The organism is Pseudomonas sp. NPDC077451, assembly GCF_044543345.1.
Lineage (GTDB): Bacteria > Pseudomonadota > Gammaproteobacteria > Pseudomonadales > Pseudomonadaceae > Stutzerimonas.
On record NZ_JBITVX010000002.1, the window covers coordinates 317,672 to 330,928 of the forward strand.

Genomic DNA, 13,257 nt, shown 5'->3' on the forward strand with positions numbered 1-13,257 from the left:
TACGCACATGGCCATGGTTCAACCGAAATCCGTCAAATACCGCCTCTGGCTGACGCACGCAGGCTTGCTCGCTTTTGTCGCCCTGATCGTGTTCCCACTGCTGATGGTGGTGTCGATCTCCTTCCGGGAGGGCAACTTCGCCACCGGTAGCCTGCTGCCCGACAATCCGACTTTGGAGCACTGGTCGCTGGCGCTGGGCATCCCCTACGTGCACGACAACGGTGAGGTCAGTAACCCGCCGTTCCCCGTGCTGACCTGGTTGTGGAACTCGATGAAGATCGCGCTGATCAGCTCGCTGCTGATCCTCATGCTGTCGACCACCAGCGCCTATGCGTTTGCGCGGCTGCGCTTCGGCGGCAAGAGTCCGATCCTCAAAGGCATGCTGATCTTCCAGATGTTCCCACCGGTGCTGACGCTGGTGGCCATCTACGCCTTGTTCGACCAGTTGGGCGAGCACATCAGTTGGCTGGGCGTTAACACCCACGGCGCCGTGATCATCGCTTCGCTGGGTGGCATGGCGCTGCATATCTGGACCATCAAGGGCTACTTCGAAAGCATCGACGGCTCGCTGGAAGAAGCGGCCATCGTCGATGGCGCCACCACCTGGCAGGCTTTCGTGCACATCTTGCTGCCCATGAGCGTGCCGATTCTGGCGGTGGTGTTCATCCTCGCCTTCATCACCAGTGTCACCGAGTACCCCATTGCCTCGGTGCTGTTGATGGATGTAGACAAGCTCACCTTGTCGGTCGGTGCGCAACAGTATCTCTACGATCAGAACTACCTCTGGGGCGACTTCGCTGCGGCGGCGGTGCTCTCCGGACTGCCGATCACCGCGGTGTTCCTGTATTGCCAGAAGTGGATCGTCGGCGGGCTCACAGCCGGAGGCGTAAAGGGGTAATCGACCCAGGACAGCTCGATGCGTCACGACACCCGAACAGGGAACGAACAACGGGAGACGACCATGAACGCCGCGATACCTGCACCCTTGCCGCTGATACCGGCAAAGCTGAACATGCCGCTGTTGCCGCGCGGTCTGTTGGCGCGGCCACGCCTTGACGAGTGGTTTCAACGTCTTGGCGAGGTGCGGCTGGCTGTACTGCACGCACCGAGCGGTTTCGGCAAGACGACCCTGGCGTGCCAGTGGGCAAGGGCGTTCGAGGGTCGTGTCGCCTGGTTGCAGCTGCATCCGGGCGATAATGATCCGCTGCAGCTTGGCCGCTATCTGCTTCACGCCCTCGACGCTCAGTTGGAGCATGGGTGTCCCCGCAGCCTCTTGCTGGCCGGTCAGGGCAGGGAGGCTTTCGATACGCTGCTTACGCATCTGCTGGCCGAATTGCCGGGCGAGCACGAACCGCTGCTGCTGGTACTGGATGATTTCGAAACGCTGTACACCACAGAAGTCATCGCTGCGCTGCGTTTCTTTCTGCGCAACATGCCGTCCTGGATGACGCTGCTGGTCTGCAGCCGCGGCCTGCCGGAATTGGGCGTGGCGGATCTACGGGTCAAGCATCAGCTGCTTACCGTTGACGCTCAGCATCTGGCCTTCGAAACCGACGAAGTTCAGGCGCTGCTGGATCTGGGCCTGCCGGTTTCGATCAACCGCGAGCAGGTCGAGCGCTTGAACCGGCGTATCGGCGGCTGGCCGTGCGCATTGCAGCTGGTTCTGCAGGAGGTGCAGACGGGCCGTGGTATGGACCTGTTCCTGGAAAACCTGCAGCTCGGCCATCCGTATATTCGCGATTACATGCGCGAGCAGGTCGTTGCCAACCTGGGCGCAAGCACGCTGGATTTCCTCCAGGCGACCTGTCTGCTGGATCGCTTCAATGCAGCACTGGCCGACCGACTGACTCAGGGCTGCAATGCCCGCGGGATGCTCGAGCAATTGGAGCGTAACGGGCTCTTCCTGCAATCGCTGGATGGCCTTCGTCAGTGGTATGCCTACCACCCATTGTTCGCCACCTTTGTGCTGGGCGAACTGCGCACCCATCAGCCGCAGCGGCTATCCGATCTGCACCTGCGTGCGGCCGAAGCGCTGATGGCGGAAAACCTGCCGGAAGAGGCCGCGCGGCATGCGGTACAGGCCGGCTGCCCGACCCGCGTCGGCGAAGTGCTGGAGCGCCACGGCCGGCAGTTCTACCGTCAGGGCCGTCTTGAGCTGCTGCAGCAATGCCTGGAAACACTGCCGGAGGCGGTTATTGCCGGCTCGCCGCTGTTGACCCTGCTGCAGGCCTGGGTGTCGCAGAATTCCTACCAGTTCGATCAGGTCGAACGCTGGTTCAAGGCCGGCGAGCAGGCCCTACAGCAGAGCTGTTCGGAAGACGACTGGGCGCGCATCGTTGGCGAATTCAACGCCGTTCGCGCTCAGGTCGCCATGAACCGTGGTGATGAAGAGCAGGCAATTGCCCTGGCACGGGAAGCCTTGGTACGTGAGCCTTTGATCATGCGTACTTCGAAGGTCGCAGCCCTCTCGGGCCTGGCCGAGGCGCATTTCGTTCAGGGCCTGCTACCGCAGGCGCAGAAGCAGTATGAAGAGGCCGAACGCCGTGCCCGTGAGATTCGCGCCTCGCATCTGGTGGTATGGAATCTCGGCCAGCTTTCTGAAATCGCCATTGCCCAGGGCTATCTACAGAAGGCCTATTCGCTGCAGGAGCGGGCGATCCAGTACGTCGAACAGGCCGACCTGCAGGCGACCCCGATCATGGAGTTCATCTACCGCGTGCGTGGTCAGGTGCTGCTCGAGTGGCACCATCTGGATGCCGCCGAGCAGTGCGCGCTGCAGGGCATCCAGATACTCGAAGACGTCGGCGACCGCTGGCTGCTGCAGTGCTACGCGCTGCTGGCTGGAATCGCTCATGCGCGCGGCCAGCAGAGCGCCTGCGCCGATTACATCGGCAAGATGCAGAGCATGCTCGCCGACGACAATTACCATGTCGACTGGCTCGCCAACGCCCATGCGGTAATGCTCAGTTACTGGGACTCCACCCAGGACAAGACCGCGATCCAGCAATGGCTGCTGACGGCGCCAGCACTCGAGCGCGGCCTCAATCACTTCGCCCAGTACAACGGCCGCAACCACGCGCGAGCCCACCTCTCGCTGAAGCAGCCGGACAAGGCGCTGCCGATCCTTCGGCAGCTGCAGATCGATGCCGAGCAGCACGGCCTAGTTATGGACTTGAATCGCAACCATATCTTGCTTGCGCAGCTGCACTGGCTGCGCGAGGAGCGTCAGCAGGCGCTGGACAACCTGCAGCTGGCGCTGACCCTGGCCAGCAGCACCGGTGCCATCGGCAGCTTCCTGCGTATCGGCAAGCTGCTGATCGTTATGCTCAAGGCCCTGCAGCACGAGCGGCGTCTGGACGAACTCGAAGCCCAGCGTGCCGATCGCCTGATCCAACTGGCGCAACAGCAGCGGGACTTCAGCCGGGCGATCCGCATCACCCTCGACGAAGCGGTGATTCAGGACATCATCAACCGCCCGGATGTGCCGGAGCTGATCCGCCATTCGCCGCTGACCCGCCGAGAGTGGCAGGTGCTGAGCCTGATCCACGCCGGGCAGTCCAACGAGCAGATCGCCGAGCACCTGAATGTCGCGCCGACGACGATCAAAACGCACATCCGCAGTCTGTATCAGAAGCTCAACATCACCCATCGCAACGAAGCTGTGCAGCTGGCGCGCAGCCTGCTGAGCAAAATCCAGGGCGAATAGCGGGTGGCATGCGAGCGATGACGCATCCGGCCGGTCCAAGGCCGAATGCGCCAGTTCATTCCAGTGGAGCCCGACATGCCGATGACCGAAAAACAGAAGATGCTCGCCGGCGAACTCTACCGTCCCGGTGACGCCGAGTTGCAGGCTGATCAAGCCGCCGCCAAAGCCTGGATGGTGCGTTACAACGCAGCGCTCGGCGAAACACCGGCGGTGCGCCGTAACTTGCTGAAAGAGCGTTTAGGAAGCGTAGGCGAAGGCACTGTGATTCGGCCGCCGTTTCATTGCGACTACGGCTACAACATTCATCTGGGCGACGATGTGTTCTTCAACTTCAACTGCGTGATTCTCGACGTGGTCGAGGTGCGCATCGGCAATGGCACGCAGATCGGGCCGGCCGTGCAGATTTACGCGGCGGACCATCCACGAAGCGCGGAAGAGCGCCGCAGCGGCCTGGAATTCGGCCGTCCGGTGGTGATTGGTGAGAATGTCTGGATTGGCGGTGGCGCAATCATTCTGCCGGGCGTAACCATCGGCGATGACGCCGTGATCGGAGCCGGAAGTGTGGTGACTCGGGATGTGGCGGCGGGGACGACAGTCGTAGGCAATCCGGCCCGTAGTCGCTGATAGACCTAAGAATGGCAGCCGGCTCCGAGGCCGGCTGCCGGCACTGCTTACTGCTGAGTCACGGTGGCCATGTTGCCCGAGCCCATCTGCGACACCATTGCCGTGTCGCCCATGCCGCTCTGCATCAGCATGGCCTGGTTGCCAACGCCGCCCTGAATCACGGTCGCCATGTTGTCCTGGCCAGCTTGCGTCAAGCTGACTTCGTTGTCCGAGCCATAGATCTGCTGGATGTCGGCCACGTTGAGGTCGCCGCCCTGTAGCACGTCCACGCGGTTGTTGTCGCCGTAGCTGGAACCGGTCAGCTCGTTGCCGTTGCCGCTCTGGTTGGCGGTGAGCAGGTTGTCAGAGCCATCCTGGGCGAAGTCGATCAGCTGATCGGTGCCTTCCTGAGTGACGTAAGCCTCGTTGAACTGCCCGTTCTGCTGCAGCGAAGCAGTCATCATGCTGCCGTCTTGATCGACGATGGCATAGTTGTTGTTGCCGGTCTGCTCGGTGCTGGCGGTGTTGCTATCGCCAACCTGGAAGATGTCGGCGCTGTTGGCGGTGCCGTCTTGGTAGATCGACGCGGTCTGCAGCGAGCCGCTCTGGTCGATGTAGGCTTCGTTCTGCAGTCCGTTGGACCGGATCTCAGCGCTATGCTCGGCGCCTTCCTGGGTGACGGACGCGACCTGCATATCACCCTGCTGGTCGATATCAGCGACGGAGTCAGAAACGTCCATCTGATAGACAGTAGCGTCGTTGCCGTTGCCTTCCTGATTAACCACGCCGTCGTTGCGCGCGCCATTTTCCTGCCAGACCAGCGAGACGTTGTCATTGCCGATCTGGCGTTGTTCCGAAACGCTCAGTTCGGTGTTGCTCTGGATGGATTCGGCGAAGTTGTCGCTGCCGTCCTGGTCGATAACGGCGGTGCTCAGGTCAGCTGCGGTCTGCTCGGTGTACGCAGTATTGAAACTGCCCGCCTGGTACTGGCGAGCGGTGGCGCCGGTGGAGTCGCTCTGGACAATGCTCGCATCATGGTTGTCGCCACTTTGCAGCTGGATGGCTTCGCTCTGCACGGTCGAGGTCTGCACGATGTCCGCGCGGTTCAGGTCGCCGGTTTGCGTCTGCACGGCGTCGGACATCGTGGCCTGAGTCTGGGTCACCATGCCGTCGTTGCTGGCGCCGGTCTGGGCCTGGTAGGAAATGTTGTCCTGACCACCAGTCTGAGTCACTTCGACAATGTTGTCGGCACCGTTCTGATTCTGTTCTGCGCTGTTGTCTTGGGCGTGAGCCTGAGTGGCCAGAATCGCGATGATGGCGGCTGCGAGGGGCTTGCACTTGAACATTTCATCTCTCCATGGATTTTGGATGCGTGTCGCTCCTGACTGGGCGGCTGCGCAGGTCTGCTGGGCGGCGGCTACTGCGGATCAGTCTTGGAACTGCATCGATCCTAAATACCGCTCGTGACAGATAAGTGTCGATTCGCTTGTTTGTCGACATTTTTATGACGAATGACAGGGGCGGCTATACACGACTTCCGGCAGCCCGCTCTACGCCCCCCGCTCAGGCCGCCTCTACGCCCGAGCCATACGCCTCGGTATTGCGCTGCCGGGAGGATGTTGCGGCGGGATGACGCACCTAGAGTGGCGGCGTGTTCCCCCAAACATCGAAGGTTGGTTGTATGAATCGCAATGACTGGTGGCGCGGCGGCGTCATATATCAGGTTTACCCGCGCAGCTTTTTCGACAGCAACGGCGACGGGGTCGGCGATCTGCTCGGTGTGGTCGAGAAGATCGACTACATCGCCAGCCTCAACGTCGATGCCATTTGGCTGTCGCCGTTCTTCACCTCGCCCATGAAGGACTTCGGCTATGACGTGTCCGATTACCGCGGCGTAGATCCGCTGTTCGGCACGCTGGAAGACTTCAAACAGGTCATCGATGTTGCCCATGCGCGTGGCATTCGCATCCTCATCGATCAGGTGCTCAATCACTCGTCCGATCAGCACGCCTGGTTCAAGGAAAGCCGCTCGAGTCGCGACAACGACAAAGCCGACTGGTACGTCTGGGCCGATCCGAAAGATGACGGCACCGTGCCCAACAATTGGCTGTCGGTCTTCGGCGGTGCCGCCTGGACCTGGGACAGCCGCCGCAAGCAGTACTACCTGCACAACTTCCTCTCCAGCCAGCCGGACCTCAACTTCCATTGCGAAGCGGTGCAGCAACAGCTGCTCGAGGACATGGAGTTCTGGTTGAAACTCGGTGTCGACGGCTTCCGTCTGGACGCGGCGAACTTCTATTTTCACGACCGCGAGCTGCGGGACAACCCGCCGAACCATGACATTCGCGAAGGCAGTATCGGCGTTCGCGCTGACAATCCTTACGCCTTTCAGAAGCACGTATACGACAAGACCCAGCCGGAAAACCTCGACTTTCTGCGGCGTATTCGCCAGTTGCTGGAACGCTATCCGGGCAGCGCCACGGTGGCCGAAATCGGTTGCGACCATTCGTTGAGCACCATGGCCGCTTACACGGGAGGCAGCGACACGCTGCACATGGCGTACTCCTTCGATCTTCTGACCGAACAGTGCAGCCCAGGTTTTCTGCGGCACACCATCGACTGCGTGGAACGCGAGTTGGTAGACGGCTGGCCGTGCTGGTCCATCGGCAACCACGATGTGGTGCGGGTCATGAGCCGCTGGGCACTCGCCAATCAGCCTGATCTGGCGCGCGGCCGCATGTTCATGGCGATGCTACTGACCATGCGCGGCAGCGTGTGCCTTTATCAGGGCGAGGAGCTGGGGCTGGATGAGGCCGAGCTGCAGTTCGAGCAGTTGGTCGATCCCTATGGCATTCGCTTCTGGCCGGAATTCAAGGGCCGCGACGGTTGCCGGACGCCAATGCCCTGGCATGATCGGGACCAGCACGGCGGTTTCAGTCGGGAGCAGCCCTGGTTGCCGATGGCTGACCGTCACCTGCCGATGTCAGTGGCCGCCCAGGAGCAAGACCCGAATTCGATGCTCAACATCTATCGCCGTTTTCTTGCATGGCGTCAGGACCAGCGCTTGTTGATCGAAGGCAGCATGCGCACCGTTTACCATGACGATGCGCTGCTGGTGTACGAGCGCCGCCTGGACGATGAGGTTTGGGTATGTCTGTTCAATATGGACGATAGCGCACGGCACTTTGATCTGTCGGCTCCGGTCGAAGGCCTCGACGTGCCCTCGGCATCAGCCGTTTTCGAGGGGCACGGCGTACATTTGCCGGCGCATGGATTCGGATTTGCGCGCCGGCTTGGCTGAGCGAGTCGGTTGAGACGGGCGTCTGGTCCGTTTCGACCGGGTTGCTGTCGCCCGTTTCGCTTGCCGCGATGCGTCGTGGCGGCTGTTTGAAGGAGAACAACAATAATGGCCAGCGTAACCCTGCGGAATATCTGCAAGAGCTTTGATGACGTCCCTATCACCCGCAGTATCGATCTGGATATTGCTGACGGCGAATTTGTGGTGTTCGTGGGCCCGTCCGGTTGTGGCAAGTCGACACTGTTGCGACTGATTGCCGGGTTGGAAGACATCACGGACGGGGAGTTGCGCATCGATGGCGAGCGGGTCAATGAGCTGCCGCCCATGGATCGTTCAGTGGGCATGGTGTTCCAGTCCTATGCGCTCTACCCGCATATGAATGTCGCAGAAAATATGGCGTTCGGTCTGAAGCTGGCGAAGATCGACAAGGCTGAAATCAAACGTCGCGTCGACTCGGTGGCGAAAATTCTTCAGCTCGATCAGATGCTTGATCGCAAACCCAAGGATCTGTCCGGCGGTCAGCGTCAGCGTGTCGCCATCGGCCGGACCATGGTGCGGGAACCGAAGGTATTTCTGTTCGACGAGCCGTTGTCGAACCTCGACGCTTTTCTCCGCGTGCAGATGCGTATCGAGATCTCGCGCCTGCACCAGCGACTGCAGTCCACGATGATCTATGTCACGCACGATCAGGTCGAAGCCATGACGCTGGCGGACAAGATCGTCGTGCTCAACGCCGGCCGCATCGCTCAGGTCGGGCCGCCGCTGGAGCTGTATCACTACCCGAAGAACCAGTTCGTAGCGGGCTTCATCGGTTCACCGCAGATGAATTTCCTGCCGGTAAAGGTGTTACGCGCCGATGCGGGGTCGGTGGAGGTCGCGATGCCAGGGGGCAGCGCGTTACGGCTACCGGTCGATGGCAGTCAGGTTGCTCCAGGCGATGCGCTGACCCTGGGCGTCCGGCCAGAACATTTCGTTGACCCCGAGCAGGCTGATTTCGTCTTCCATGGCGAAATTGCAGTGGCCGAGCGCCTCGGCGATCACAATCTGCTGCATCTGAACTTCGAAGGCGTGGACGAGATGGTGGCAGTTGCCAGTGACGGTAACCGCCGCGTGGCGGTGGGCCAGACCTACGCAACGGGACTGTTGGCCAACAAATGCCACCTGTTCCGGGCCGATGGCCAAGCTTGTGACCGGCACTATCGGGAGCCGGCACTGTTCGGCTGAGGCGGTATTTAGCCAATTGCACATGACGGCTGGCGGTTGGCCAGCTGTCATGCTGCTTCAATGACTGAGCTTCAGGCCAAGCAGTCCGGTGCAGATCAATAGCACGCTGCCGAGGCGAAACAGGCTCATCGATTCCCCGAACAAGATGATGCCGGCGATCACCGTTCCCACTGCACCTACTCCAGTCCAAACGGCGTAGGCGGTGCCCAGCGGCAACTCCTTCATGGCAAGCCCCAGCAGGCCCAGGCTGGCGGCCATCGCTGCGACAGTAAGCAATGTGGGAAGAGGGCGGGTGAATCCCTCGGTGAACTTCAGCCCAACGGCCCAGCCAATCTCGAACAGACCGGCAAAAAACAGAATGACCCAGGACATACGCACCTCGACAGGACGGTAATCAGGTGGGGCCGTCCCCGGTGAGTGTGTACAGCCTGAGGTCGTCCTCAGCGGGCGCTATTGTCCACAGCGAGCCGGTCCGGGCAAGAGCGCCGGACCGGTGGCCGTGTCAGCGCGCGTCCGGGCCGTCGTCTTTCATCCTCCGATAGACCGTCGCCAGCAGTGCACCTGACAGGTTGTGCCAGACGCTGAACAGCGCGCTGGGCACTGCTGCAAGAGGTGAGAAGTGCGCACTGGCCAGGGCTGCGCCGAGCCCCGAGTTCTGCATGCCCACTTCGATCGAAAGGGTTTTGCGCTGCGCCAGTGGCAGGCCGAACAGTCGTCCGACCAGGTAGCCGATGCCGAGGCCAAGGCTGTTGTGCAGCACCACAACCGCCATGATCAACAAACCAGACTCGGCGATTTTCGCCTGGCTGGCGGCAACCACGGCGGCAACGATGATCACGATGCTGACTACCGAAACCAGCGGCAGGATATCGACAACCTGATGCACCCGGTTGCCCAGAAAACGGCGTGCGACCAGGCCGAGGGCAATAGGCAGTAGAACAATCTGCACGATGGACATGAACAGCGCGCCAAAGTTGACCGGTAGCCACGCCGATGCCAGCAGCCAGATCAAAGTCGGCGTTACCAACGGGGCGAGCAGTGTGGTCACGGCGGTGATCGCGACTGACAGCGCGACGTCACCACGGGAAAACCAGGCGATCACGTTCGAGGCGGTACCGCCCGGACAGCAGCCGACTAGAATCACGCCGACAGCGATTTCCGCTGGCAAGCCCAGCAAGGTGCAGAGTCCCCAGGCGAGAGCAGGCATGATCAGAAATTGCGCGCCGACACCCAGCGCGACCCAGAGTGGACGTCGAGCAACTTCAGCAAAATCGGAGGCTTTCAGCGTCAGGCCCATGCCGAACATGATTAGCCCCAGCAGTGGCACGATCCAGGCGGTGGCGGGCAGGAACCAGCTGGGCTGGAAGAAAGCGAGAACGGCGAACAGCAGGACCCAGAGGGCGAAGGTATTGCCGACAAAGCGGCTGAGGGAGGCGAGGGCGCGCATCGGACTTACCTTGTAATGATGGAAGGAGCGCCGTCAGCATCAACTGCCGGCGCTGAGGCAGTTTAGATTCCTTGCGGGATCTCCTCTCCACCCAGGGCTTCGAACAGTGCGGGAAGAAACTCTTTAAAGGTCAGCATCATTAACAGGAAGCTGGCGTCCTGCTGACCGAGGTCGTCATCGCCACCGTCCTGTTCGGCCTGGTCCTGCAGCAATTCCTCGAAGCGCAGGCGCTTGATTACCATCTTGTCATCGAGCACGAAGGACAACTTGTCCTGCCAGCCCAGTGACAGTTGAGTGACCTGCTTGCCGACTTCCAGGTGCTGCTGGATTTCGTCGCTGGTCAAGTCCTGGCGCTTGCAGCGCACGGTGCCGCCGTCTTCGTGGGTGTCACGCAGCTCGCATTCATCGAGCACGAAGAAATCATCCGCCGATTTCTGCGTCTTGACCCAGTCGGTCATGGTGGCCGAAGGGGCAATTTTCACGGTCAGCGGGCGAACCGGCAGCGAACCAATGGCTTCACGCAGTGTGGAAAGAAGGTCTTCGGCGCGCTTGGGGCTGGAAGCGTCGACCAGGATCAGGCCTTGTTCCGGCGCGATGGCGGCGAAGGTGCCGGACTTGCGGATGAAGGCGCGCGGCAGAAACGCCTGGACGATGTCGTCCTTCAACTGCTCGCGCTCTTTCTTGTAGACCTTGCGCATCTGCTCGTTTTCGATCTCGTCGACCTTTTCCTTCAGTGCGTCCTTAACCACGCTGCCGGGTAGGATGCGCTCTTCCTTGCGCGTGGAGATCAGCAAGAAGCCCTGGCTGGCATGCACCAGAGGCGCATCTTCGCCTTTGCCAAAGGGGGCGACGAAACCGTAGGTGCTCAGTTCCTGGCTGGCGCAGGGGCGCGCGGGCTTGGCGGCCAATGCAGCTTCAAGTGTCTCGACATCGAAAGGGACGTTCTGGGTGAGACGGTAGACGAGCAGGTTGCGAAACCACATGGCGATTTGAAACTCCGGTAAAAGCAAAGCGCGCATTATTCCCCTCCGGCGAACGCAGGCCAACCCTGCGCAAGGGCAATGCCGATGGAAACCACAAAAACGGGCTATAAACAGAGGCTTTCCTAAGTCTTTGTAAGTTCTTCAATTTTTTTTTCAAAAGGGGGTTGCCAAGGTCCAGATCCCTCTCTAGAATGCGCCCCACTTCGAGAGCAAACGGGTGATTAGCTCAGCTGGGAGAGCATCTGCCTTACAAGCAGAGGGTCGGCGGTTCGATCCCGTCATCACCCACCACTCGAGGTTTAGCGCAGCGGTAGTTCAGTCGGTTAGAATACCGGCCTGTCACGCCGGGGGTCGCGGGTTCGAGTCCCGTCCGCTGCGCCATATTTGCCATCAAGGACCACTGAACGCCTTGATGGCCCGAAAAAAGCGACCTTAGGGTCGCTTTTTTTTTGCCCTCGAATTCACTTCTGCCTGTTTCGCCGTTTCGTGCGGCACTTCTGTACTTTTCACTGTCTTTACCTATTAGCGCGGTGTGCTCGGTAGCCACTGTCCGAGCTCGCTGCTAAGCTCCGGCAATGTTTTTGCACCACTTCTTGGGTAATAAGGAAACAGAATGAGACCTCAACGTTTGGCGTCGGCGATAGCCCTGGTTGGCCTGGTCCTGGCGGGCTGTGATTCGGAAACCAGCGCTAAGCTGGAAACGCCAGCGCAGAAAGCCTCCTATGGCATCGGCCTGAATATGGGCAAGAGCCTGGCGCAGGAAGGCTTGGCTGATCTGGATTCGACGGCCGTCGCGCAAGGCATCGATGATGCCATCGGCAAGAAAGATCAGAAGCTGACCGATGAAGAGCTGATGGAAGCCTTCGCTTATCTGCAGACTCGTGCCGAAGAGCGCATGGTCGAGATGAACAAAGAATCCGTCGCCGCTGGCAAGAAATTCTTGGAAGAAAACGCCAAGCGTGAAGGCGTTAAGACCACCGAATCTGGCCTGCAGTACGAAGTGATCAAAGAAGCCGACGGCGCCCAGCCGGGTCCGGACGATGTCGTCACTGTCCACTACGAAGGCAGCCTTACTGACGGCACGGTCTTCGATAGCTCGATCAAGCGTGGCACCCCGATCGATCTTCCTGTCAGCGGCGTGATTCCAGGCTGGGTCGAAGGGCTGCAGCTGATGCATGTCGGCGAAAAGTACAAGCTGTATATCCCGAGCGAACTCGCCTATGGCGAGCAGAGCCCGAGCCCGCTGATTCCTGCCAACTCCGTTCTGGTCTTCGACCTTGAGCTCCTGGGCATCAAGGGTGAAGAGGGTGAGGCGACGCCTCCACCGGAAGCTGTCGAAGAGGCTGTCGAGGCTGCCAAGGAATAACAGATCCTTGCGTTCCAAACGCCCCGCATATGCGGGGCGTTTTAGTTTCCAGTGTCAGCGTTGTGTGAGAATTGGTTCGCCGATTACGCATTGTAGGAGCGAGCTTGCGCGCGATCAGTGGTGATGCGGTTCTGCATAACGGCTGTGTTTGGTTCGCCAGCACGCGAGCTCCTACAGACCGTTGTTGGTGGGGAGTGAGAGGTTAGCGCCTACAAAGTAAAGCCGGGCACTGGTCTGATGCTTTGAATTTGGCTCCGCGACCTGGACTCGACTGCGCAGCAGAACGCGCTTCAGCGCGGCCCTGAAGGGGTGAGCGAAGCGAATCACCTGGGGCAGCGTCCCTGGTGAGAGTCCGACGGAAACAAAAAAGCCCCAGATTTTCATCTGAGGCTTTGAAGTTGGCTCCGCGACCTGGACTCGACTGCGCAGCAGAACGCGCTTCAGCGCGGCCCCGAAGGGGTGAGCGAAGCGAATCACCTGGGACAGCGTCCCTGGTGAGAGTCCGACGGAAACAAAAAAGCCTCAGATTTTCACCTGAGGCTTTGAAGTTGGCTCCGCGACCTGGACTCGACTGCGCAGCAGAACGCGCTTCAGCGCGGCCCCGAAGGGGTGAGCGAAGCGAATCACCTG

10 protein-coding genes and 2 tRNA genes are annotated in these 13,257 nt (G+C 60.5%); 8 read left to right on the forward strand and 4 right to left on the reverse strand.

Annotated elements, in window-relative coordinates; translation table 11 throughout:
- Nucleotides 1-7 precede the first annotated feature (7 nt).
- The 3 genes from malG (at nt 8) to ACIGHL_RS05240 (ending at nt 4,330) form a co-directional block, all read left to right on the forward strand.
- Nucleotides 8-898 carry a maltose ABC transporter permease MalG gene (gene malG / locus ACIGHL_RS05230; protein ID WP_045428621.1) on the forward strand — a complete coding sequence of 297 codons (891 nt, stop codon included), beginning with the start codon at nt 8-10 and terminating at the stop codon, nt 896-898.
- Nucleotides 899-961: 63 nt separating this feature from the next.
- Nucleotides 962-3,706, forward strand: a complete 2,745-nt coding sequence (gene malT, locus ACIGHL_RS05235) for an HTH-type transcriptional regulator MalT (protein ID WP_216706876.1) — start codon at nt 962-964, stop codon at nt 3,704-3,706.
- Between the two features lie 75 nt (nt 3,707-3,781).
- A complete protein-coding gene (locus tag ACIGHL_RS05240; protein ID WP_128119347.1) occupies nt 3,782-4,330 on the forward strand; it encodes a sugar O-acetyltransferase in 549 nt (182 codons plus the stop codon).
- A gap of 47 nt (nt 4,331-4,377) precedes the next feature.
- Here the strand turns inward: ACIGHL_RS05240 and ACIGHL_RS05245 are convergent, their stop codons facing one another.
- The gene (locus tag ACIGHL_RS05245) at nt 4,378-5,655 is read right to left on the reverse strand and encodes a hypothetical protein (RefSeq protein WP_128119346.1); all 1,278 of its coding nucleotides are present in this window, start codon (nt 5,653-5,655) and stop codon (nt 4,378-4,380) included.
- Nucleotides 5,656-5,990: 335 nt separating this feature from the next.
- Between ACIGHL_RS05245 and ACIGHL_RS05250 the strand changes: the two genes are divergently transcribed.
- Together ACIGHL_RS05250 and malK are read left to right on the forward strand one after the other, a co-directional pair.
- The gene (locus tag ACIGHL_RS05250) at nt 5,991-7,610 is read left to right on the forward strand and encodes an alpha-glucosidase family protein (protein ID WP_216706875.1); all 1,620 of its coding nucleotides are present in this window, start codon (nt 5,991-5,993) and stop codon (nt 7,608-7,610) included.
- Between the two features lie 105 nt (nt 7,611-7,715).
- Complete coding sequence (gene malK, locus ACIGHL_RS05255; protein WP_128119345.1) at nt 7,716-8,831, forward strand: maltose/maltodextrin ABC transporter ATP-binding protein MalK; 1,116 nt, start codon at nt 7,716-7,718, stop codon at nt 8,829-8,831.
- Between the two features lie 57 nt (nt 8,832-8,888).
- On the opposite strand, the gene sugE is transcribed toward malK, so the two are convergent.
- The 3 genes from sugE to rdgC form a co-directional block, all read right to left on the reverse strand.
- The gene (sugE, locus tag ACIGHL_RS05260) at nt 8,889-9,203 is read right to left on the reverse strand and encodes a quaternary ammonium compound efflux SMR transporter SugE (RefSeq protein ID WP_128119344.1); all 315 of its coding nucleotides are present in this window, start codon (nt 9,201-9,203) and stop codon (nt 8,889-8,891) included.
- 130 nt (nt 9,204-9,333) lie between these two features.
- Nucleotides 9,334-10,278 (reverse strand): bile acid:sodium symporter family protein, encoded by a 945-nt coding sequence (locus ACIGHL_RS05265; RefSeq protein ID WP_128119343.1) that lies wholly within the window; start codon nt 10,276-10,278, stop codon nt 9,334-9,336.
- 62 nt (nt 10,279-10,340) lie between these two features.
- The gene (rdgC, locus tag ACIGHL_RS05270; protein WP_128119565.1) at nt 10,341-11,261 is read right to left on the reverse strand and encodes a recombination-associated protein RdgC; all 921 of its coding nucleotides are present in this window, start codon (nt 11,259-11,261) and stop codon (nt 10,341-10,343) included.
- A gap of 215 nt (nt 11,262-11,476) precedes the next feature.
- On the opposite strand from rdgC, the gene ACIGHL_RS05275 reads away from it, so the two are divergent.
- The 3 genes from ACIGHL_RS05275 (at nt 11,477) to bamJ (ending at nt 12,627) form a co-directional block, all read left to right on the forward strand.
- Nucleotides 11,477-11,552 (forward strand) — tRNA-Val (locus ACIGHL_RS05275).
- Nucleotides 11,553-11,565: 13 nt separating this feature from the next.
- A tRNA-Asp gene (locus tag ACIGHL_RS05280) sits at nt 11,566-11,642 on the forward strand.
- Between the two features lie 232 nt (nt 11,643-11,874).
- Entirely contained in the window at nt 11,875-12,627 is a 753-nt protein-coding gene (gene bamJ / locus ACIGHL_RS05285) for a BamJ family beta-barrel-assembly machinery protein (protein ID WP_181689953.1), read from the forward strand.
- The last annotated feature ends 630 nt before the right edge of the window (nt 12,628-13,257 follow it).